At 65.8% G+C, this 21,812-nt stretch carries 24 protein-coding genes and 1 tRNA gene; 12 read left to right on the top strand and 13 right to left on the bottom strand.

Going from position 1 to position 21,812, the window contains the following annotated elements; genetic code table 11:
- Window positions 1-12 precede the first annotated feature (12 nt).
- From ACKOED_RS01870 to ACKOED_RS01830, 9 genes are all read left to right on the top strand, one after another.
- A complete protein-coding gene (locus tag ACKOED_RS01870; RefSeq protein WP_408914874.1) occupies window positions 13-492 on the top strand; it encodes a UPF0262 family protein in 480 nt (159 codons plus the stop codon).
- A gap of 10 nt (window positions 493-502) precedes the next feature.
- Window positions 503-949, top strand: coding sequence for a low molecular weight phosphatase family protein (locus ACKOED_RS01865; protein WP_408914873.1), 447 nt, complete (start codon window positions 503-505; stop codon window positions 947-949).
- A 52-nt stretch (window positions 950-1,001) separates the two neighbouring features.
- Window positions 1,002-1,448: a hypothetical protein gene (locus ACKOED_RS01860; protein ID WP_408914872.1), complete on the top strand. Its 447-nt coding sequence runs from the start codon at window positions 1,002-1,004 to the stop codon at window positions 1,446-1,448.
- Window positions 1,449-1,481: 33 nt separating this feature from the next.
- Window positions 1,482-2,705 (top strand): CaiB/BaiF CoA transferase family protein, encoded by a 1,224-nt coding sequence (locus ACKOED_RS01855; protein WP_408914871.1) that lies wholly within the window; start codon window positions 1,482-1,484, stop codon window positions 2,703-2,705.
- Window positions 2,706-2,788: 83 nt separating this feature from the next.
- Window positions 2,789-3,088: a virulence factor gene (locus tag ACKOED_RS01850; protein ID WP_408914870.1), complete on the top strand. Its 300-nt coding sequence runs from the start codon at window positions 2,789-2,791 to the stop codon at window positions 3,086-3,088.
- Window positions 3,085-4,044, top strand: coding sequence for a methyltetrahydrofolate cobalamin methyltransferase (locus tag ACKOED_RS01845; protein ID WP_408914869.1), 960 nt, complete (start codon window positions 3,085-3,087; stop codon window positions 4,042-4,044). Before ACKOED_RS01850 ends, ACKOED_RS01845 begins: the two co-directional genes overlap by 4 nt.
- A gap of 3 nt (window positions 4,045-4,047) precedes the next feature.
- Complete coding sequence (locus tag ACKOED_RS01840) at window positions 4,048-6,090, top strand: ASKHA domain-containing protein (protein ID WP_408914868.1); 2,043 nt, start codon at window positions 4,048-4,050, stop codon at window positions 6,088-6,090.
- A gap of 159 nt (window positions 6,091-6,249) precedes the next feature.
- Window positions 6,250-6,498 (top strand): hypothetical protein, encoded by a 249-nt coding sequence (locus tag ACKOED_RS01835; RefSeq protein ID WP_408914867.1) that lies wholly within the window; start codon window positions 6,250-6,252, stop codon window positions 6,496-6,498.
- Window positions 6,499-6,571: 73 nt separating this feature from the next.
- Entirely contained in the window at window positions 6,572-7,669 is a 1,098-nt protein-coding gene (locus ACKOED_RS01830) for a M24 family metallopeptidase (protein ID WP_408914866.1), read from the top strand.
- Window position 7,670: 1 nt separating this feature from the next.
- Here ACKOED_RS01830 and ACKOED_RS01825 read toward each other — a convergent pair whose 3' ends face one another.
- The 13 genes from ACKOED_RS01825 to aroA form a co-directional block, all read right to left on the bottom strand.
- Window positions 7,671-8,999, bottom strand: a complete 1,329-nt coding sequence (locus ACKOED_RS01825; RefSeq protein WP_408914865.1) for a bifunctional folylpolyglutamate synthase/dihydrofolate synthase — start codon at window positions 8,997-8,999, stop codon at window positions 7,671-7,673.
- 3 nt (window positions 9,000-9,002) lie between these two features.
- Complete coding sequence (accD, locus tag ACKOED_RS01820; protein ID WP_408914864.1) at window positions 9,003-9,899, bottom strand: acetyl-CoA carboxylase, carboxyltransferase subunit beta; 897 nt, start codon at window positions 9,897-9,899, stop codon at window positions 9,003-9,005.
- A gap of 449 nt (window positions 9,900-10,348) precedes the next feature.
- Window positions 10,349-11,167 (bottom strand): tryptophan synthase subunit alpha, encoded by an 819-nt coding sequence (trpA, locus tag ACKOED_RS01815; protein ID WP_408914863.1) that lies wholly within the window; start codon window positions 11,165-11,167, stop codon window positions 10,349-10,351.
- The gene (gene trpB, locus ACKOED_RS01810) at window positions 11,164-12,384 is read right to left on the bottom strand and encodes a tryptophan synthase subunit beta (protein WP_408914862.1); all 1,221 of its coding nucleotides are present in this window, start codon (window positions 12,382-12,384) and stop codon (window positions 11,164-11,166) included. Before trpB ends, trpA begins: the two co-directional genes overlap by 4 nt.
- Window positions 12,385-12,422: 38 nt before the next feature.
- Window positions 12,423-13,067, bottom strand: a complete 645-nt coding sequence (locus tag ACKOED_RS01805; protein ID WP_408914861.1) for a phosphoribosylanthranilate isomerase — start codon at window positions 13,065-13,067, stop codon at window positions 12,423-12,425.
- Window positions 13,060-13,761, bottom strand: coding sequence for an orotidine-5'-phosphate decarboxylase (gene pyrF / locus ACKOED_RS01800; RefSeq protein WP_408914860.1), 702 nt, complete (start codon window positions 13,759-13,761; stop codon window positions 13,060-13,062). Before pyrF ends, ACKOED_RS01805 begins: the two co-directional genes overlap by 8 nt.
- Window positions 13,762-13,779: 18 nt before the next feature.
- A complete protein-coding gene (locus ACKOED_RS01795) occupies window positions 13,780-14,703 on the bottom strand; it encodes an ornithine cyclodeaminase family protein (protein ID WP_408914859.1) in 924 nt (307 codons plus the stop codon).
- Window positions 14,700-15,044, bottom strand: a complete 345-nt coding sequence (locus ACKOED_RS01790) for a DUF1049 domain-containing protein (protein WP_408914858.1) — start codon at window positions 15,042-15,044, stop codon at window positions 14,700-14,702. The genes ACKOED_RS01795 and ACKOED_RS01790 overlap by 4 nt, the downstream gene beginning before the upstream one ends.
- Before the next feature lie 35 nt (window positions 15,045-15,079).
- Window positions 15,080-15,337, bottom strand: coding sequence for an integration host factor subunit beta (locus ACKOED_RS01785; RefSeq protein WP_408914976.1), 258 nt, complete (start codon window positions 15,335-15,337; stop codon window positions 15,080-15,082).
- Between the two features lie 40 nt (window positions 15,338-15,377).
- Window positions 15,378-16,310, bottom strand: coding sequence for a signal peptide peptidase SppA (sppA, locus tag ACKOED_RS01780; protein WP_408914857.1), 933 nt, complete (start codon window positions 16,308-16,310; stop codon window positions 15,378-15,380).
- A 78-nt stretch (window positions 16,311-16,388) separates the two neighbouring features.
- Window positions 16,389-18,101, bottom strand: coding sequence for a 30S ribosomal protein S1 (gene rpsA, locus ACKOED_RS01775; RefSeq protein ID WP_408914856.1), 1,713 nt, complete (start codon window positions 18,099-18,101; stop codon window positions 16,389-16,391).
- Between the two features lie 285 nt (window positions 18,102-18,386).
- Window positions 18,387-19,004: a (d)CMP kinase gene (cmk, locus tag ACKOED_RS01770; RefSeq protein ID WP_408914855.1), complete on the bottom strand. Its 618-nt coding sequence runs from the start codon at window positions 19,002-19,004 to the stop codon at window positions 18,387-18,389.
- Window positions 19,001-20,341 (bottom strand): 3-phosphoshikimate 1-carboxyvinyltransferase, encoded by a 1,341-nt coding sequence (gene aroA / locus ACKOED_RS01765; RefSeq protein ID WP_408914854.1) that lies wholly within the window; start codon window positions 20,339-20,341, stop codon window positions 19,001-19,003. The genes cmk and aroA overlap by 4 nt, the downstream gene beginning before the upstream one ends.
- Window positions 20,342-20,466: 125 nt before the next feature.
- Here aroA and ACKOED_RS01760 point away from each other — a divergent pair, with 125 nt between their 5' ends.
- The 3 genes from ACKOED_RS01760 to ACKOED_RS01750 form a co-directional block, all read left to right on the top strand.
- Window positions 20,467-20,880, top strand: coding sequence for a TIGR02300 family protein (locus ACKOED_RS01760; protein WP_408914852.1), 414 nt, complete (start codon window positions 20,467-20,469; stop codon window positions 20,878-20,880).
- 83 nt (window positions 20,881-20,963) lie between these two features.
- Window positions 20,964-21,039 (top strand) — tRNA-Ala (locus tag ACKOED_RS01755).
- An 18-nt stretch (window positions 21,040-21,057) separates the two neighbouring features.
- On the top strand, window positions 21,058-21,812 hold a 755-nt coding region (locus ACKOED_RS01750), incomplete at its 3' end, for an SDR family NAD(P)-dependent oxidoreductase (protein WP_408914851.1).

Genomic DNA, 21,812 nt, shown 5'->3' with positions numbered 1-21,812 from the left:
TAAGCTTGGACCATGACAGAGAAGCCCATCAACCGCCTCAGCGCGGTCGAGCTCGACCAGAGCATCGGCCCCGGCCCCTCGCCAGAGGCCGAGCATGAGCGCCGCGTGGCGATCTATGACCTCGTCGAGGACAACAGCTTCACGCTGCTTTCCCAGCCCACCGGGCCTTACCAGCTCAAGCTCTCGACCGCCGATGGCCGCCTGATTTTCGACGTGCTGAACGAGGCGGCCGAGCGGCTCACCGTCATCGGGCTGTCGATGTCGCCGTTCCGGCGTATCGTCAAAGACTATTTCATGATCTGCGAAAGCTATTACGAGGCAATCCGCACCGCCACGCCGAGCCAGATCGAAACCATCGACATGGCCCGCCGCGGCCTGCACAATGAGGGCAGCGAACTTCTGCGCGAGCGCCTCAACGGCAAGGTTGAGGTCGATTTCGATACCGCCCGCCGCCTGTTCACGCTCGTCTGCGTCCTGCACTGGCGGGGCTAGCGCGGGGACAATGCCGGGAGAGCTTCCGAGCGCGGTCCTGTTCGCCTGCACCCAGAACGTCATCCGTTCGGTGATGGCGGCCGCCATCATGAAGCACTTCTACGGCCAGCGCACTTACGTAGCCTCCTGCGGGGTGAGGCCCGGAACGCCCGACCCCTTCGTCGCAGCGGTGATGGATGAAATTGGCATCGACCTCGGCAAGCACCGGCCGCAGGGCTTCGAGGACCTCGAGGATTCGAGCTTCGACCTGGTGATCTCGCTGTCGCCCGAGGCCCATCACCGGGCGCTGGAAATGACCCGCACCATGGCGATCGAGGCGGAATACTGGCCGACCATGGACCCGTCCATCACGGCGGGCAGCCGCGAGCAGATCCTCGACAGCTATCGCGAGGTGAGGGACCAGCTGGTACGCCGTATCCGCCAGCGTTTCGGCAGCATGGCGGCGCGCGGTGTTTGAGGGCTTGGCCAAGCTGCCCGAAACCGCTTATCTAGCCGTCATGCGGATCAACATGAAAACGGCGGAAACGGAACTGGCGGCCAGGCTCGCGGGCATTCCCGATGCGCAGGACATCGCCTGGGCTGCCGTCTGGCTGGAGGCCTGCGGCTATGGCGGCATCAAGCTTCTGGCCGATGCCCTGACGGACGGCGCCCGCAGCCATGACCTGGCCCGCGATGCGCTGGGGATCGACCTGCAGAACATATCCTGCGCATTCCTGGCGCCGGCCATCATGCGCGATGTGAAGGCCAATGGCCGTGTCTTCCTGCGCAATGTGCGGCACGGGCTGTTCATGCTGCCCTTCACGGTGCGCGACAATATCGGACTTGGCTGTCCGATTGACCCGTCCTTCGCGGTAGGCGGCGAGCGGCTCAAGAACCCATACGCCGAAAAACTGGCGCTCGCGGAAGCCGAGGGCCTCGACATCGACGAGACTGCCTGGGCCGGAGCCCAGGCCTGAACCAGACCACAATCAAACCGGAGACACCATCACATGGCAGGGCCGCTCACCGGACTTCGCGTTCTGGACTTGAGCCGCGTTCTCGCGGGGCCATGGGCCACGCAGATTCTCGCTGATTTCGGCGCCGAGGTGATCAAGATCGAGAAGCCGGGCGAGGGCGATGACACGCGCGGCTGGGGGCCGCCCTTCCTCACCAATGCCGATGGGTCAAAGGGCGATGCCGCCTATTTCCTTTCGGCCAACCGCGGCAAATGGTCGGTGACGATCGACATGGCCACCGCCGAGGGCCAACGGCTGATCCGCGATCTGGCCGCGAAGTCAGACATCGTGATGGAGAACTTCAAGGTTGGCGGCCTCAGGAAATATGGCCTCGATTACGACAGCCTCAGGGCCGTCAACCCGCAACTGATCTATTGTTCGCTCACCGGCTTCGGGCAGACCGGGCCCTATGCCCAGCGGGCTGGCTATGATTTCATGATCCAGGGCATGGGCGGCATCATGTCAGTGACCGGCCAGCCCGATGGCGCGCCGGGCGCGGAACCGATGAAGGTGGGAGTCGCTTTCGCGGATATCTTCACCGGGCTTTATTGCGTGATCGCCATCGAAGCGGCGCTGTTTCACCGCGCCCGCACCGGCCAGGGCCAGTACATCGACGTGGCGCTGCTCGATTCGCAAGTGGGCGTGCTGGCCAACCAGGCGCTCAACTACCTCGTAGGCGGCAAGCCGCCGACCCGGCTCGGCAACGCCCATCCTAATATCGTGCCCTACCAGACCTTCGCCACGAAAGACGGCCACATCATCATGGCGGTGGCCAATGACCGTCAGTTCAAGGAGTATTGCGCGATCATCGGCCTGCCGCAGCTCGCCGAGGACGAACGCTTCCGGCTCAACCGCGGCCGTGTCGTCAACCGTGGCGAACTGATCCCGCTGCTTGTGGAACCGATGAAAACCCGCACCACGGCGGCGTGGGTGGCCGCCTTCGAGGGCGCGGCCATTCCCTGCGGGCCGATCAACACCATCGACCAGGTGTTCGCCAATGAACAGGTTCTGGCGCGCGGGCTGCAGATCGGGCTTACCCGCGAGGACGGCGTGCAGGTGCCGGGTGTCGCCAACCCCGTGGTGTTTTCCGAAACGCCGGTGGAATATGACAAGGCGCCGCCGCAGCTTGGCGACGGCACCGTGAAAATCCTGAGCGAGGTGCTGGGCCTTTCCGGGGGCGATATTGAACGGCTCCGCCGCGAGGGCACAATCGGCTAGTCCCTGCGGCTTCGTACCGCCCTTGTTCCATGTCGTTTTCAGGCTATCGCCAGCCGGAACAGCAGGGCATATAGCGCAGCACCATGGCCAACCTCGTGATAACTTACTGGCGCGACATCCCCTCGGCGGTTTCGGTGAAGGCCGGCCGCCGCGAGGAAAAGCGTATGCTCGCCGACCGCTTCCAGGAGGCGATCGACATGGCCGCCATGCGTGGCGGCGCCTCCGATACCGACAGCTATCTCGCAGACTGGCGGCGCGCCGAGCCCGTGCCGGTGGGTGATGATCTGGCGGCCGAAGTCGAAAAGGCCAGGGCCAGCCTCGAAGCCGAATTCACCCAGGACAAGCTCAAGACCCTCATCGCCAATGGAGGCAAGGCCCCATGACCCACACCCTCGTCGCCTCCGCCACCCGCGAGCACATCATTGGCTTCGACCGGCCCTTTACGGTGATCGGCGAGCGCATCAACCCCACGGGGCGCAAGAAACTCGCCGCCGAGATGCAGGCCGGCAATTTCGATACGGTGATCAAGGACGCGCTGGCCCAGATGCAGGCGGGCGCGCATATCCTCGATGTCAACGCCGGGGTCACCGCCGTCAATCCAAATGAGTCGGAACCGCCGCTGCTGCGCCAGACGCTTGAGATCGTGCAGTCGGTCACCGACCTGCCGCTGTGCATCGATTCCTCGGTGACATCGGCGCTGAAGGTGGGGCTCGAAACCGCCAGGGGCCGGCCGCTGGTCAACTCGGTGACTGGCGAGGAGGAGAAGCTTGAAGCCATCCTGCCGCTGGTCGCCAAATACAATGTCGCGGTGGTGGCGATCTCGAACGATGAGACCGGCATTTCCGAAGACCCCGACGTGCGCTTCGCGGTCGCCAGGAAGATCGTCGAGCGCGCCGCCGACCATGGCATCAAGCCGCATGACATCGTCGTCGATCCGCTGGTCATGCCGATCGGCGCCATGGGCACGGCCGGGCAGCAGGTGTTCCGCCTGGTGCGGCGGCTGCGCGAGGAGCTGAAGGTCAACACCACCTGCGGGGCCTCCAACATTTCCTTCGGCATGCCGAACCGCCGGGCGCTGACCGGCTATTTCCTCGCCATGGCGGCAAGCCACGGCATGACCTCGGCGATCATGAACCCGCTCCATGACGAGGACATGCACGCCATCTACGGCGCCAATGTGCTGAACGGCACGGACGCGCATTGCAAGTTCTGGAACAACAAATTCCGCGACATGGCGCCCGCGCCCGCCGCCGCGGCGCTGGCGCCCGGCGAGGTCGCGCCCACCGCCGAGGAAATCGCCGCGCGGCGGGCGGCGCGCGAGGCCAGGCGGCGGCGCTGACCCATGACCGACGCTAACCCGCTCATCGTCTTTACCCCCTCCGGCAAGCGCGGCCGTTTCCCGGTGGGAACGCCGGTGCTGCAGGCGGCCCGCGCGCTGGGCGTCGACATCGACTCGGTGTGCGGCGGGCGCGCCATCTGCGGCCGCTGCCAGGTGACGGTGGGCGAGGGCGAATTCGCCAAGCACGGCATCGCTTCGCGGGCCGCGCATGTCTCGGCCTTCTCGGACGTCGAACGGCGCTATGACCGCATCAAGGGGCTGGCGGCCGGCCGCCGCCTGTCCTGCCAGACCAGGATCACGGGCGATCTGGTCATCGACGTGCCGCCCGAGTCGCAGGTGCACAAGCAGGTCGTCCGCAAGGAGGCGGACACCCGGGCGATCGAGGTCGATCCGGCGACCAGGCTGTGCTTCATCGAGGTCGAAGAGCCCGATATGCACAAGCCGTCCTCGGATCTCGAGCGTGTCTACAAGGCCCTGAAAGAGCAATGGGGCATCGACAATCTCTCCTGCGATCTTGCCATCGTCACCAACCTGCAGAAGACACTGCGCAAGGGCGCGTGGAAGATCACCGCGGCGGTGTTCTCGCGCGCGCCGGGCGGCGGCAACCGGCTTGTCGCCATCTGGCCGGGCTTCCATGACCGCGCCTTCGGCGTCGCCATCGATGTGGGGTCCACCACCATCGCCGCGCATCTGACCGATCTTTCGACCGGCCAGGTTGCCGCGTCGGCTGGGGTGATGAACCCGCAGATCCGCTTCGGCGAGGACCTGATGAGCCGCGTGTCCTATGTGATGATGAATCCGGGCGGCGAAAGGGAAATGACCGACGCCATACGCCAGGCGCTCAACACGCTGGCGGCGGAAGTGGCGCGGCAGGCTGGCATCGATACAGCCGATATTCTCGAGGTGGTGCTGGTCGGCAATCCGGTGATGCATCATCTGTTTCTCGGCATTGACCCGACGGAGCTGGGCGGCGCGCCCTTTGCGCTGGCCACCGGGCTTGCCGTCACCTGCCCGGCGCGCGAACTGGGCCTCACGCTCAATCCCGGCGCCTGGGCCTATGTGCTGCCCTGCATCGCCGGGCATGTGGGCGCTGACACGGCGGGCGTCGTACTGTCGGAAGCGCCGCATGAGCAGGACGAAATCATGCTGGCGGTGGACGTTGGCACCAATGCCGAAATCGTGCTGGGCTCGCGGGCCCGTCTGCTGGCTTGCTCCTCGCCCACCGGCCCGGCCTTCGAGGGCGCGCAGATTTCATCCGGCCAGCGCGCGGCGCCCGGCGCCATCGAGCGCATCCGCATCGATCCCGTGACGCTCGAACCGCGCTACAAGGTGATCGGCTCCGACAAATGGTCCGACGAGGACGGTTTCGAGGAGGCGATCGCCAACACCGGCGTTACCGGAATCTGCGGCTCGGGCATCATCGAGGCGGTGGCTGAAATGTATCTCGCCGGCATCATCAACCAGGACGGGCTGATCGACGGATCGCTCGCCGCCTCCAGCCCGCGCATTGAGGCCGCGAACCGCACCTTCAACTATGTGATCCGGTCGCCGGGGTCCGGCGGCAATGAGCCGGTGATCCGCATCACCCAGAACGATGTGCGCGCCATTCAGCTTGCAAAAGCCGCGCTCTATGCCGGCATCAGGCTGCTGATGGACAAGCTTGGAATCAATCAGGTTGGCAAGATCCGGCTGGCCGGCGCGTTTGGCAGCCACATCGATGTCAAATATGCCATGATCCTCGGACTCATTCCCGATTGCGAGCTATCGAAAGTACAGAGCGCCGGCAATGCAGCGGGAACGGGAGCGCGCATCGCTCTCGTTAACGTAAAGGCGCGCGATGAGATCGAGGCTGTCGTGCGCCGGATCGAGAAAATCGAAACCGCGGTTGAGCCCATGTTTCAGCAGCATTTCGTGGAGGCGATGGCGATCCCGCACAAGACCGCGCCATTCCCGCATCTTGCCGCCGCGGTAACGCTGCCGGCGCCAAAGGATGTCGCGCCCGCTGGCCAGGACGGCGGCGAACGCCGGCGGCGGCGGCGCGGCTGACCGGCAAAGCTCAATCACCTGATCCACTCTGCTTATGTTTACGTAACGCAAACGAAGGGTTGCAATCGCTGTCTCTGCGATGTAGGAACCTGTTGCTGACAAACTTAAAAGAGATATATTTGTAACTCAGCGTCAAATAGCAAGGTAAATGGAAACCTCATGTCATTATCCAAAAGACAGATCGCCCGCCTGAACAAGATCATCTCCACCGCGCAGAAAGTGCTGGAGACCGCAAAGTTGGAGGAAGCCGCCGCGCGCGACGGCGCGCCGCGCCGCCGCCGCCGTTCCTCGGCCGAGGCCGAAAAGATGCGGGCCGAGATCCTCGCCAAGCGGGCCAAGGGCGTGCCCGCAACCAAACTCGCCGATAAGTACGGCGTGACCACCGCTTATATTTATATGATCAAGTAGCGTCAGATCGCGGCTGACCTGCTCTTCCCCCGCCGGGAAGAGTCTTCGTCTCTTCCCGCGGCCGCACATGGTTATGCTTTCGCCACTGACGCAGGTCCTGTCCAGAACCGGTCTCGACGCGCTGGTCTTGGTGCCCGGCGCCAATTTCCGCCGTGTCTTCAACAAGGACTTCCACCAGATGGAACGTCCGCTGGCGGTGATCGTGCCGCGGGCGGGCGAGGCGGTCGCGGTGGTGCCCAATCTCGAAATGGGCTCGTTCCAGGCGATCGGCTTTCCAGGACGGGTTTTCGACTGGCGCGACGAGGCTGGCTATCAGGGCGCCGTCATGGCGGCGGGCGAGGCGCTGCCGCAGCTGCGCAATGGCGCCCGCATCGGCGTCGAGGGCCAGCGCATGCGGGTGTTCGACTTGCTGGCCTTGCAGAAGGCTTTTCCCGGCGCCGCGTTCATGGACGCTCACGCGGATATCTCTCGGATACGCCTGCACAAGACCGCCGATGAAATCGCCCGTCTGCGGCAGGCCATTCGTCTCTCGGAAGCAGCGCTTGAGGCCACACTCGGCGAAATCAAGGTTGGCATGACCGAGACCGAGATCGAGTCGATCCTGCTCCGCAACCTTTTCGCGCATGGCGCCGACGGGCTGTCCTTCGCGCCGATCGTGGCGGCGGGCGACAATGCGGCAAAGCCCCATGCCCATGCCAGGCCCGGCTACCGCATCAAGCCGGGCGATGCCTTGCTGTTTGATTTTGGCGGCACCTACCAGGGCTTCAGCGCCGATATCACCCGCACATTCTTTGTGAAGGAAGTCTCGGACTATGACCGCGCTTTCTACGACGCGGTGCTCAGGGCCAATGAAACGGGCCGCGCTGCCTCGCGTCCGGGCATCGCGGCCTCCGAGCTCGATGACGCGGTGCTGAACGTGCTCGAACGCTCGCAATTCGCCGCCTTCTGCCGCCACAAGACCGGGCATGGTCTCGGGCTTGACGTGCATGAGGCGCCACAGATCATGCGCGGCAATGATCAGCGCCTTGAGCCCGGCATGGTCTTCACCATCGAGCCCGGCCTTTACCGTGACGGGGAAGCCGGCGTGCGGATCGAAGACAATGTGGTGGTGACGGAGTCAGGCATCGAATGCCTCACCTCCTTCCCGCGCGCGCTTCGCCTGGTGGGATAGATCAGCGGCGTCCGGCGCCCGAGACCTTGCTCATCTCTTCATTGCCATGCTGGGCCAGCACGCGCCCCGCCAGATAAAGCGAGCCGCAGATCAGGATGCGTGGCGCCGGCACGCCGAGCGAGGCCTGGCGCAGCGCGTCCTCAAGGCTCGCGGCGGATTCCGCTGAAAGACCATGGGCGCGCGCGGTATCCGCCAGGGCCTCGGCGGCAACCGCGTTCTCCTCATCCGGAATGGTCAGTGTCACGACGCGGCTGGCGATCCCCGCAAAGCAGCCGATGAAGCTTCCCGCGTCCTTGGTGTTGAGCATGCCCCAGACCAGCACCAGCGGGCGCGAACGGCGCTCGTTCAGTTCGGAAAAGGCCTGCGCCAGCACCCGGCCGGCGGAAGGATTGTGGCCGCCGTCAAGCCACAGCTCGGCGTCGGCGGGCACCAGCGCTGAAAGCGCTCCAGGGCCCAGGCGCTGCATGCGGGCGGGCCAGCTCGTGGACCTGAGGCCCTCCGCGATGTGGCTTTCCGCGATGCGCGGATCGCCGATCACCCGGATGGCGGCCACCGCATTGCTGGCATTGTCGATCTGGTGGCGGCCACGCAGCTGCGGCAGCGGCAGATCGAGCAGGCCGTGCTCGTCCTGAAATACCAGACGGCCATGCTGTTCATAGGCCTGCCAGTCCTGCCCCGCGATATGCAGGGCGGACCGCAGCCTGGCGGCCACCCGCTCGATCTCGGCGCGCGCCTCATCGGTCTGCACGCCGATGACGGCGGGAACGCCCCGCTTCAGGATGCCCGCCTTCTCATGGGCGATGAGAGTCAGCGTATCGCCCAGATATTGCTGGTGGTCATAATCGATGGTGGTGATCACCGACACCAGCGGGTCAGGGATCACATTGGTGGCGTCGAGGCGGCCACCGAGACCCACCTCGAGGATCAGGTAATCCGCCGGGGTACGGCTGAAGGCGAGAAAGGCCGCCGCGGTGGTGATCTCGAAGAAGGTGACGGGCTCGCCACCATTCACCTGTTCGCATTCCTCAAGCAGCACGGTGAGCGCCTGTTCGGGGATCAAATCGCCCGCCACCCGGATACGCTCATGAAACTTCACCAGATGCGGCGAGGTATAGGCATGGGCGCCAAGCCCCGCCGCCGCCATGATGTGGCGGAGATAGGCCACCGTCGAGCCCTTGCCGTTGGTGCCCGCGACATGGATGACCGGCGGCAGCTTGCGCTCCGGGTTTCCAAGCTTCGCCAGCAGGCCCTGCATGCGGCCAAGGCTGAGGTCGATGATCTTCGGGTGAAGCGACAGAAGCCGCGTCAGGATGGCGTCGCTGAGCGCCAAGGATCAGCCTGCCGGAACCAGCGCCGTCGACGGCACTTCGCGCGACGGCGCCCGGCCGAGCAGGCGGACGAGACGGCCCAGCGTGTCGCGCATCTGGTGGCGGTGCACCACCATGTCCACCATGCCATGGGCCTCGAGATATTCGGCGCGCTGGAAACCCTCGGGCAGCTTCTCGCGGATCGTCTGCTCGATCACCCGCTGGCCGGCAAAGCCGATGAGCGCGCCGGGCTCGGCCACATGCACATCGCCCAGCATGGCATAGGACGCGGTGACGCCTCCCGTGGTCGGGTGGGTGAGCACCACCACATAGGGCAGCCTGGCGGCCCGCAGCTCCTGCACGGCCACGGTGGTGCGCGGCATCTGCATCAGCGACAGCACGCCCTCCTGCATGCGCGCGCCGCCGGAGGAGATGAAGAAGATGAACGGTGTCTTCTTTTCCGCCGCCTTGCGCATGGCGGTGACGATGGCCTCGCCGGCGGCCATGCCCAGCGAGCCGCCCATGAAAGCGAAATCCTGCACCGCGATGGTGACGGCGAGGCCGCCCAGCTCGCCAAGGCCAGCCTGGATACAGTCATCGGCGGCGTTCTTGGCGCGGGCTTCCTTCAGGCGGTCGGCATATTTGCGCTCGTCGCGGAACTTGAGCGGATCGGCCGGCGCCTGCGGCAGCGCGATCTTTTCATAGGCGCCGTCGTCGAACATGGTCGTGAGCCGCACATCCGGCGGCATGCGCATGTGATAACCCGATGGCGGCATCACATATTGGTTAGCCTCGAGATCCTTGTAGAACACCATCTGCCCGGAGTCGGGGTCTTTCACCCACATGTTCTCCGGCGTCTCGCGCTTGTCGGTGCCGAGGATGGAGCGGATTTTCGGGCGGACGAAATTCTTGATCCAGTTCATGGCCGGTCCCCGCGCGCTTTCTCAGACAGCTTGAACAAATTCATTCCTCTCCCCCATCGGAGAGGAGGGGAGGGTAAGGGGGCTCATGCATAGAGAGATCAGTTGAACGCGCCCGCCTTTGTCCTCGCCCGCGAAGCGGGAGAGGAAGGGGCCCCAACGAAGTTGGGGGAGGTGAGGGAATCGAAGGGCGCCGGAGGGTGTTGCAATTCGTCGTCCCCTCATCTCCCCGTTGCGTGCCGCAACGGGTCCCGTCTTCTCCCGCAGAAGAAGCGGGAGAAGACACAAGCACCATAAGTGGCAGAACAGTGACCTCAGTTGACCAACCGATGCCATGGAGAGCTCAGCCGCTGTTCCCGGCATCATCCACCCCCTCACCCTGCCCTCTCCCCCACTGGCGTGGGGGCGAGGAAGAAAAAGTGATGTGAGCGTCTTGCGCGGCATCGGGCGTCCTAGCTCCTTACGCCCTGGGCGATGCCGGCGACCAGCGCATGCACCGCCTTCGCGGTTTTCGCCGTCGCCTTGCCAGCCTTGGTCAGGCTCTTTTCAACGGCGCTCACCAGCGCCGAGCCCACGACGACGCCATCGGCGTCCCTGGCGATGGCGCGCGCCTGATCCGCCGTCTTGACGCCGAAGCCCACGCAAATCGGCAGTTTCGTATGCTTACGCAGCCGGTTGACATTGGCCTTGACGCTTGTCAGGTCCGGCGCCTTGGTGCCGGTGATACCCAGCACCGAAACATAGTACACAAAGCCGGAGGTATTGCGGAACACCTTGGGCGCGCGCTTGTCATCGGTGGTGGGCGTGGCGAGGCGGATGAAATTCATGCCCGCCGCCAGGGCGGGCAGGCAGAACTCGCCGTCTTCCTCCGGCGGCAGATCGACGATGATGAAGCCATCGGCCCCGGCTGCCTTGGCGTCCTTCAGGAACTTGTCCACGCCATAGACATAGACGGGGTTGTAATAGCCCATCAGCACGATCGGCGTATCCTTGTCGGCCTTGCGGAATTCCTTCACCAGCTTCAGCGTCTTCTTCATGGTCTGGCCGGAAGCCAGCGCGCGCAAGCCCGCCGCCTGGATCGCCGGGCCATCGGCCATCGGATCGGTGAATGGCATGCCGATCTCGATCACGTCAGCACCCGCTTTCGGCAGTCCACTGAGAATCTTGAGCGAGGTGTCATAGTCGGGATCGCCCGCCGTCACGAAAGTCACGAGCGCGGCGCGGCCTTCCTCCTTCAGGGCGGCAAACCGGCGGTCGATGCGCGTGCTCACAGCTTCGTTCCCAGAATATCCGCCACCGTGAAGATGTCCTTGTCGCCGCGGCCGCAGAGATTCATCACCATCAGGTGATCCTTCGGCCTCTCGGGCGCGATCTTCATGACATGCGCCAGCGCGTGGCTTGGCTCCAGCGCGGGAATGATGCCTTCAAGCTTGCAGCACAGCTGGAACGCCTCCAGCGCCTCCTTGTCGGTGGCCGAGACATAGTCGACGCGGCCCATGTCATGGAGCCAGGCATGCTCCGGCCCGATGCCCGGATAATCGAGGCCCGCCGAGATCGAATGGCCTTCGATGATCTGCCCGTCATCATCCATCAGCAGATAGGTGCGGTTGCCGTGCAGCACGCCCGGCTTGCCGCCGGCGATCGAGGCCGCATGCTTGGTCCTAGTCTTGAGGCCGAGGCCCGCCGCCTCGACGCCGATGATCTCGACATCCTTGTCATCGAGGAAAGGATGGAACAGGCCCATGGCATTGGAGCCGCCGCCGATGGCCGCGACCAGCGAATCCGGCAGGCGGCCTTCGCGCTTCAGCATCTGGGCCTTGGTCTCGCGCCCGATCACCGACTGGAAATCGCGCACCATTTCCGGATAGGGATGCGGCCCCGCCACCGTGCCGATGCAGTAGAAGGTGTCTTCCACGTTCGCCACCCAGTCGCGCAGCGCCTCGTTCAGCGCATCCTTGAGGGTGCGCGAGCCGGACTTGGCCGGAACCACCTCGGCGCCCAGCAGCTTCATGCGGAACACATTGGGCTTCTGGCGCTCGATATCGACCTCGCCCATGTAGACGATGCATTCCAGCCCAAAGCGGGCGCAGGCGGTGGCGGTGGCCACGCCATGCTGGCCAGCGCCGGTCTCGGCGATGATGCGCTTCTTGCCCATGCGGCGGGCGAGCAGGATCTGGCCCATCACATTGTTGATCTTGTGGGCGCCGGTGTGGTTGAGCTCGTCTCGCTTGAAATAGATCTTGGCGCCGCCCAGGTGCTCGGTCATGCGCTCGGCGAAATAGAGCGGGCTGGGGCGGCCAACATAATGCTCGAGGAAGCCGTCAAGCTCCGCCTGGAAGCCGGGATCGGCCTTGGCGTCCCTATAGGCCTGTTCAAGCTCGAGGATCAGCGGCATGAGGGTTTCGGCGACGAAACGGCCGCCATAGATGCCGAACAGGCCGTTCTCGTCCGGTCCCATGCGGAAGGAATTGGGGTTGGTCACGTTCATGTGGCGTCTGCTGCCTTTTCTCGACTGTTGGACTGGTTCTAGCGGGGGCGCTTCGCCGCCTCAATGAATTTCCGGATCAGCCCGGGATCCTTGACGCCGGGGGCAGATTCAACACCGGAGGATACGTCCACGATGGGTGCGCCGGTAACCCGGATGGCCTCCGCGACATTGGCGGGGGTGAGCCCGCCAGCCAGCATGAAGGCCGGCCGGCTGCCGCCGTCCAGCAAACCCCAGTCGAAGGCATGGCCATTGCCGCCGGGCAGCGCGGTCCCGAGCGTTTCGGGCGCCTTGGCGTCATACATGATGAGGCTCGCCACCGCCGCATAGGGCGCGGCGGCGGCAATGTCCGCCTCATCCTTCACCCGGATGGCCTTGATTACCGGCCTGCCGCTGCGCCGCGCGACGTCCGCGACCCGCTCCGGAGTCTCAGAGCCATGGACCTGGATGAAATCGGGCCTGACCCTGGCCGTGATCTCCGCGAGCAGCGCGTCATCGGCATCAACCACGAGCGCGACCGTCTTCACCCGGCCACGGGCCTGGGCGGCCAGCGCCGCCGCCTGGTCAATGGTCACGTAGCGCGGGCTTTTGGGATAGAAGACAAACCCGATCAGGTCCGCTCCGGCGGCGATGGCCGCCTCGACCGTCTCCGGCGTCGACAGGCCGCAGATCTTGACCTCAGCCACGATCGAGCCCCTCCAGGATCATCTGCGCCGCGCGGGCGGGGTCGGCGGCCCCGGTGATGGCGCGGCCGATCACCAGAATATCAGCACCGGCGGCGCGTGCCGCGGCGGGGGTGGCCACCCGTTTCTGATCCTGGGTTGCGGCATCGGCCGGGCGGATTCCCGGCACCACGGTGAGAAAATCACGCCCCAGATCATGGCGGATGCCAATGAGGTCATGCGGGCTGCAGACGACACCGTCGAGCCCGGCGGCCCTGGTCAGCGCGGCGAGGCTGCGTACATGGGCCTCGGTATTCTTGGCGGTCTCGAAGCCGGCGGCCCAGATATCGTCATCCGAGAGGCTGGTGAGAATGGTGACGGCGATCAGCTTCGAGCGCCCCGCCACCGCCTCGGCTGCCGCCTTCATCATGTCGAGGCCGCCGGTGGCGTGGAGATTGACGATGGCCGGCCGCGGCGCGATCCGCATCAGGGCCGCCATGGCCGAGGCGACGGTGTTGGGAATGTCGTGGAGCTTCAGATCGAGGAACACCGGCAGGCCGGTGTCCGCCACCCGCGCATAGCCTGCGATGCCATGGGCATAGAAGAACTCCATGCCGATCTTGGCCCAGCCCACATGCGGCTTCAGGGCGCGCGCCAGCGCCACCGCCTGCGCGAGGTCGGGCGTATCAAGGGCAACGCAGATCGGATTGGCGGGCATCGGCAAGGCTCCGGCTGATCAGCCGGCCTTTTGATACAGCATGATGGCGGTAGCAAGGTCTTCGATCGCCGTGCCGGCGGACTTGAACAGGGTGATCTCATCCAAGGCCCTGCGGCCCTTCGCCGTACCCTGGCACAGATCGAACAGATCGCCGCAGATACTGGCGAAATCGAAGCGGCCCTCGTCACGGGCCTGCAACAGGTCCCCGGCCTCGGCCAGCGCGCCCTCACGGGTATCGACATAGACCGCGGCGCGCGCCACCGTTTCCGCATCGGTCTCGCGCATGCTGGGTTTGAACGCCCCGGCGAGATCGACATGGGTGCCGGGCTGCAGCCAGGCGCCCCGCAGGATCGGAACCGTGGACGAGGTCACACAGCTGACGATGCCGGACTGCCGCACCGCATGTTCGAGGTCGGTCACCGCATGGGCCTCGAAGCCCTGCTGGGCCAATTCCGCCGCCAGCGTCTCGGATCGCGACGGCGTGCGGTTGTAGACGAACACCCGCCGGATCGGCCTGACCGCGGCATGCGCGGCGACGAAATGCGGGGCCAGCGCCCCGGCGCCCACCACGGTCATGCTATCAGCATCCGGGCGCGCCAGATAATCGGCGGCGAGTGCGGAGGCCGCCGCGGTGCGCCGCCTGGTGATTTCGGTGCCATCCATCAGCGCCACCGTGGCGCCCGTTGCCTGGTCGATCAGCAGATAGCTCGCCTGCACGGTGGGCAGGCCCCTGGCCGGGTTGTCGGTCTTGACCACCACCGTCTTGAGCCCCGCCCATTGCCGCGACCAAGCGGGCATCAGCAGCAGCGTCGAGACCGGGGAAACTTCATGGTGATGGCGCACCGGGGTTTCGATGGGCGCGCGAAAGCCCTCGCGCAGCGCTTCCACGATATCGCGGTAGGCGCCGAGCCGCGCCACATCGGCGGCGGAGAGCAGTTTCACGGCGCCTTATCCGGGCGCGTCGCGGGCAGGTTATGCTGCCAGTCACGGCGTTCACGCTCATGGGCCTGCTGGGTGCGGATCAGCTCGATCCTGGCCTCCTTGGCGGCGCGGCGGTACTTGGCATTGCCGCGCCAGGCCACCAGCCAGCCGGCGAAGATGCCGATCAGGATGCCGGCGAACAGCAGGCCCCACAGCGGCACTGTGATGGTGGCGAAGGGGTGCGTGCGGTTGATCGGGTCGAAGGACACGGTGACCCACTGCCGGTTGGCGACCGCAAAGCCAATCGCCGCCACCGCGATTGGCAGCCCGATGACCCAGTTGAAAATACCTTTAACCGTCATGCTCGCGTTCTACGCCGGAGACGGCCGAGGCGCAATCAGCCCTTGCCGTTCAGACGCTCGCGCAGTTCCTTGCCGGTCTTGAAGAACGGCACCCGCTTGGCCACCACCTCGACGGCGACGCCGGTGCGCGGATTGCGACCGGTGCGGGCCCCGCGCGACTTGGCCGAGAAGGCGCCAAAGCCGCGCAGTTCCACCCGGTCGCCGTCCTTCAGCGCATTGATGATCTCATCGAGCACCGTGTTGACGATGCGTTCGATGTCGCGGTGATAGAGATGCGGGTTTTTCTCCGCGATCTTCTGGACGAGCTAGGACTTGATCATGACGTTTCCCCGGTTACTGGGCAGGGTGCCAAAGTGCTAGAAGTCCGTCAAGCTTGGCCCGCCGGGCGGCGTCCCGCAGCCCGTCCAGGCCCAGACCGCCCAGCAGCGCATCGGCGGCGGAGAAACCCAGACCGGAAAACCGGCTGTCGGCCGGGGGCTCCCAGTCGAGGATCGGCAGCTTCGGCGTGAGCTTCTTGTCGGTTTCGAGCCAGGCCATGCCTATCTCCTCGCCGCCGATCGCGTCGATGAGCTTGACGTTCAGCGCCTGGCGGCCGGTATAGACCCGGCCATCGGAAAGTTCGCGCACCCGCTCCATCGGCAGCTGGCGGCGCTCGGCCACCAGGCCCATGAACCACTGGAACCCGTCATCGACCATTTCCATGGAGACGGCGCGGGCCTTTTCCGATACCGGCTTGTAGGGCGAGGGCTCAGCCTTGAGGTCGCCGGACTTCAGCTCCTCCATCCTGATGCCCACCGTGTCGAGCAGCTTCGAGACTTCGGGGAAGCTGAAGATCACGCCGATCGAACCGGTGATCGTGTTGCCGCGCGCCACGATGTGGTCGGCGGCGAGCGCCGTGATGTAGCCGCCGGAAGCGGCCACCGTATCCATCACCGCCACCACCGGTTTCTTTTCGGACAGCTTGCGCACCGCCTCATAGACCGCCTCGGAGCCTGCCGTTGTGCCGCCCGGGCTGTCGATGCGCAGCAGCACGCCCTTGACCTGATCGGCCTCGGTCACCTGCTTGAGGAGATCGAGGGTCTTCTGATCGCCGGTGATCAGCCCGTCGATCCGGACGCGGGCCACATGATCCTCGAAGCGGCGGGCATCGCTGGTCCACAGCAGGGCGGCCAGCCCCGCCACCGCCAGCAGCACCGCCACGACCCGCCAGAACGTAACCCGGCGTTTCAGCCGCCGGCGTTCGACGATGAGTTCGGCTTCGGACATCGACAAGGCGCTTCTCCGCAACGCAATGGCTGCAAGCACTCAGAGTGAAATGGCCGGGCGGACCCGGCCATTCCGGTCTCAGTCAGGCTTGGTCTCGTCCTTCTTCTTGAGCGCGGCGCCGAGAATATCGCCCAGCGAGGCGCCCGAGTCGGATGAGCCGTATTGCGCCACGGCTTCCTTCTCCTCGGCGATCTCGAGGGCCTTGATCGACACGTTCATCTTGCGCGCCTTCTGGTCGAAGAGCGTGATCTTGGCGTCGAACTTCTCGCCCACCGCGAAGCGGTCTGGCCGCTGCTCGCCGCGGTCACGCGCCAGGTCGGCGCGCTTCACATAGGCCGTCATGTCGGTGCCGGCCACCTTCACCTCGAGGCCGTTGTCTTCCACCTTCAGCACTTCGCAGGTGACGGTGTCGCCCTTCTTGAGGCCCGAGGCGGAGGCCATCGGATCGGAGCCCAGCTGCTTGATGCCGAGCGAGATGCGCTCCTTCTCGCGGTCCACGTCGAGCACGCGGGCCTTCACCCGGTCGCCCTTCTTGAAGTCCTTGATGGCTTCCTCGCCCGCCCGCTTCCAGTCGATGTCGGAGAGATGCACCATGCCGTCGACATCGCCGTCGAGCCCGATGAACAGGCCGAATTCGGTGATATTCTTGATCTCGCCCTCGACATTGGAGCCCGGCGGATGCTTGTCGGCGAACGCTTCCCAGGGGTTGCGCTGGGTCTGCTTGAGGCCGAGCGAAATGCGGCGCTTGGCCGAGTCGATGTCCAGCACCTGCACTTCCACCGCTTCCGAGGTGGAGAGAATCTTGCCGGGGTGGACGTTCTTCTTGGTCCAGCTCATTTCCGAGACGTGGATCAGGCCCTCGATGCCGTCTTCCAGCTCCACGAAGGCGCCGTAATCGGTGATGTTGGTGACCTTGCCCTTGACCCTGGCGCCGATCGGATAGCGCTCGGTGACGACTTCCCACGGGTCCTTGTCCAGCTGCTTCATGCCGAGCGAGATGCGCTGGGTCTCGGGGTTGATGCGGATGATCTGCACCTTCACCGTCTGGCCGACATGCAGCACATCAGACGGATGGTTGACGCGCTTCCAGGCGATGTCCGTGACATGGAGGAGGCCGTCGATGCCGCCGAGGTCCACGAAGGCGCCGTAATCGGTGATGTTCTTGACCACGCCTTCCACCACCTGGCCCTCGGCCAGATTCTGGACGAGCTCGGAACGCTGCTCGGCGCGGGTTTCTTCCATGATGGCGCGGCGCGACACCACGATGTTGCCGCGGCGGCGGTCCATCTTCAGAATCTGGAACGGCTGCGGCACATTCATCAGCGGGCCCACGTCGCGGATCGGGCGCACGTCCACCTGGCTGCCCGGCAGGAAGGCCACGGCGCCGCCGAGATCGACGGTGAAGCCGCCCTTGACGCGGCCGAAGATCACGCCCTCGACGCGCTCGTTCTTGTTGGACATCTGCTCGAGCCTGGTCCAGGCCTCCTCGCGGCGGGCCTTGTCGCGCGACAGCACGGCCTCGCCCAGCGCGTTCTCGATGCGCTCCAGATAGACCTCGACCGTGTCGCCGGGCTTCACCTCGGGCGCCTTGCCCGGCTGCGCGAATTCCTTGATGGCGATCTTGCCCTCGGTCTTGAGGCCGACGTCGATGATCGCGAAATCATTCTCGATGCTGACGATGCGGCCCTTGACCACGCTGCCTTCGGTGGCGGGATGGTCGGAATAGCTTTCGGCGAGGAGGAATTCGAAATCTTCACGGGTGGGGTTGAGCGAGACGGCGGATTTCGCCATGGGTGGTGTGTTCCTGTTCGAAAATCGAGGCTGGCCCGGCGGCAAAACCCGCTAGGACGTCCCGCCTGGCCCCGGTTGCTGAAATGGGGCGCCAGACGGACAAACCGCGACCTGGCGTTCCAAACCCCCGGAGACCCCGCCCAGGCAGGCGGCCAGACGTCTCCGAAGCCCTGAAACAATATGGGGTGCTTTGCGGCACCCCGGTTCATGTTCACGCCGCCCCTGGGGGCAGGCATGTCCTGTAACGGCCGCGTACATAGGAGAAAACCCGGCGGGGGGCAAGGGCTAGCGGCCCACCCGATTGGCCATGACCGCCCTCAGCGCCGCCGCCACCGCCTGGTCACGGTCCAAATCCGAGGTGTCGATGATCACCGCGTCGGCGGCGGGGATCAGCGGCGATACCGGGCGCTGCGAGTCGCGCGCATCACGGGTGAGGATTTCGGCGAGGACGGATTCATAATCGGCTGCGCCAAGCTCCTGCTGGCGTCGGCGGGCGCGCACCTCCTGGCTGGCGGTGACGAACAGCTTCACATCGGCATCGGGGCAGACCACCGTGCCGATGTCGCGGCCATCCAGCACGGCGCCGGGCTTCTGGCGGGCGAAGGCGCGCTGAAGCGCCAGCAGGGCGGCGCGCACTTCCGGGATGGCCGCCACCTCGGAGGCGGCGGCGGCCACCATCTCGTTGCGCAGGTCCGAATCCGCGAAAGCGCCGGGATCGAGCGTCCTGGCAGCGGCAATGGCGGCCGCTGCGGAAATGGGGGCGCCGCCCGCCCTGAGCGCCGCCAGCCCCACCATGCGGTAGAGCGCGCCGGTATCGAGGAAGTGATAGCCCAGATGTTTGGCCAGGGCGCGGGCGATGGTGCCCTTGCCGGCCGCCGCCGGACCGTCGACGGCGACGATCATGCCGAAATCTTCGCGCCCATCGCGTTCATGAGCCCGGTGAAATCAGGAAAGCTTGTGGCGATGAAGCGGCTGTCATCGACCCGGGTTTCGCGCGCCGCGGCGAGGCCCATGACCAGGAAGGACATGGCGATGCGGTGGTCCATATGGGTGGTGACCGTGCCGCCGCCGGCAGCGCCGCCGCCGTCGACTTCCAGCCAGTCGCGCCCGGAGCGGGTGGCAACGCCATTGGCCGCGAGGCCGGCTTCGACGGCGGCCAGCCGGTCACTTTCCTTGACGCGGAGTTCCTCCAGCCCCTCCATGCGGGTGACGCCGCGCGCGAAGGAAGCGGCCACCGCCAGAATAGGGTATTCGTCGATCATCGAGGGTGCCCGTGCGGCGGGCACGGCGATGCCGCTGAGCTGCGAGGCCCTGACGTGGAGATCGCCCACCTCCTCGCCGCCGGCCAGCCTGCGGTTTTCGATGACAATGTCGCCGCCCATTTCGATCAGCGTCTGGATGAGCCCGGTGCGGGTCGGGTTCAGCATGATGTTCTCGATCACGATGTCCGAGCCCGCCGTGATCAGCGCCGCCACCATCGGGAAGGCGGCCGAGGACGGATCGCCGGGAATGTCGAGCGTCTGGGCGGTGAGTTCGTGCTGGCCTTCGATGGCGATGTGGCGGCCGTCGTCCTTCTGCTCCACGGCGATCCGGGCGCCGAAGCCCTTGAGCATGCGCTCGGTGTGATCCCGCGTGGAGGTGGGTTCGATCACCGTGGTGCGGCCCGGGGTGTTGAGGCCGGCCAGCAGCACCGCCGATTTGACCTGCGCGGAGGCCACCGGCAGGCGGTAGGTGATGGGCACCGGCTCCCGGGCGCCGTGGAGCGTGATCGGCAGGCGGTTTCCTTCCGCCGTCTCGAACCGGGCGCCGAACTGGGCGAGCGGACCGGTGACCCGGCCCATGGGCCGCCGCGACAGCGAGGCATCGCCCACGCAGGTGGCCGTCAGCGGGGTTGTCGCCATCAGCCCCATGGCGAGGCGGACCCCGGTGCCGGAATTGCCGAAATCAAGCGGTGCGGCGGGCGATTGCAGGCCGGAGACTCCGACACCCTGGACCCGCCACACGCCGTCTGCCCCGCGCGCCGCGCTGGCCCCCAGCGCCGTCATGGCCTTCGCCGTGTTGATCACGTCCTCGGCTTCCAGCAGGCCGCGGATCACCGTCTCGCCGATCGCCACGGCGCCGAACATCAGCGACCGGTGGGACATCGACTTGTCCCCCGGCACCCGGATGCGGCCCTTGAGGGCCGAGGCCTGGCGGGAGATGAGGGGAAGCGGTGGCAGGGGGGCGGAAGACTGGCTCATAGGCTGCTCCGATACACGATCGGCCGGGTCTCTGCCACCCCCGCCGATTGGCTTTTGACAACGGCGCCGGGAAATGCCATGGAGCGCGCCAATCATGCGAATTTCTGCCGTCGAAAGGATCAACCGTGGTCAAGGCTGAACTCGGAACCAAGCGGACGTGCCCGTCCTGCGCCGCCCGTTTCTACGATCTTCTGAAGAACCCCATCGTCTGCCCGAAATGCGGGGCCAATTTCGTGGCTGCCGCCATCCTGCCGTCCAAGGGCGACATGCCGGCCATGGCGCCCGCGCCCAAGCCGCGCGAGGTCGTGTCCGAGGACATGGAGACCGCCGATGTGGAGCTCGTCAGCCTCGAGGACGCCGAAGCGCCGGACGTGGCCGAGGACGACGAGACCGCGGGCATCGAGGACGTCGATCTCGGCGAGGAGGCGGCGGATGCCGAGGCCGAGGACGACACCTTCCTGGTCGAAGAGGAAGAGGAGGGCGACAATGTGTCGGGCCTGCTCGACACCGGCGGCAAGGAAGAGGACGAAGAGAGCTAAAATATCGCTTGCCTGAACAGGGCGGCGGAACTAGGTTCCGCCCCGCTCCGCCGCCCCCAAGCGGCGAAGGCGATCACGGTCAAGGGGTCATAGCTCAGTTGGGAGAGCGCTTGAATGGCATTCAAGAGGTCGGCGGTTCGATTCCGCCTGGCTCCACCATCCCGGAAGTGAGGCATCGTGGCGGCGATCTATCCCGATCTTGAAGGCAAATGCGTGCTGGTGACCGGCGGCGGCTCCGGCATCGGCGAATCCATCGTCCGGCGCTTCGCCGGCCAGAAATGCAAGGTGGCCTTCATCGACATCGCCCGCGAGGCGTCCGAGGCGCTGGAGGCCGAACTCACGGCCAAGGGCCACCAGGTGCGCTTCAACCATACCGACCTCAAGGACATTGCGGCCCTGCGCGAAACCATCGCCGCGGTGCGGGCCGGCTGGGGGCCGGTCGAGGTGCTGATCAACAACGCCGCCAATGACGAGCGCCACCCCACCCCGGACGTGACGCCCGAATACTGGGACGACCGCATCGCCGTGAACCTCAAGCAGCAGTTCTTCGCCGCCCAGGCGGTGCTGCCGGACATGCAGGCGGCGCGCCAGGGCGTGATCGTCAATTTCGGATCGATTTCCTGGATGATCGGCCAGGGCGGCATGGCCGCCTACACGGCGTCGAAATCAGCGATCCTCGGCCTCACCCGCTCGCTGGCGCGCGACTATGGCCCCTACAACATCCGGGTCAACGCCATAGCGCCCGGCTGGATCATGACCCAGCGCCAGATCGACAAGTGGCTCACGCCCGAGGCGCTGAAGGAGCTGGAGCAGCGCCAGTGCCTGAAGCGCAAGATCATGCCGGACGAGATCGCCCGCTTCACGGTCTTCCTCGCCTCCGAGGAAGCCTCGGCCTGCACCAACCAGCAATATGTGGTGGACGGCGGCTGGGT

The organism is Aestuariivirga sp. (assembly GCF_046093005.1).
GTDB lineage: Bacteria > Pseudomonadota > Alphaproteobacteria > Rhizobiales > Aestuariivirgaceae > Aestuariivirga.
The sequence above is the reverse complement of the archived record's forward strand: the minus strand, read 5'-3'. Positions and strand labels throughout refer to the sequence as shown.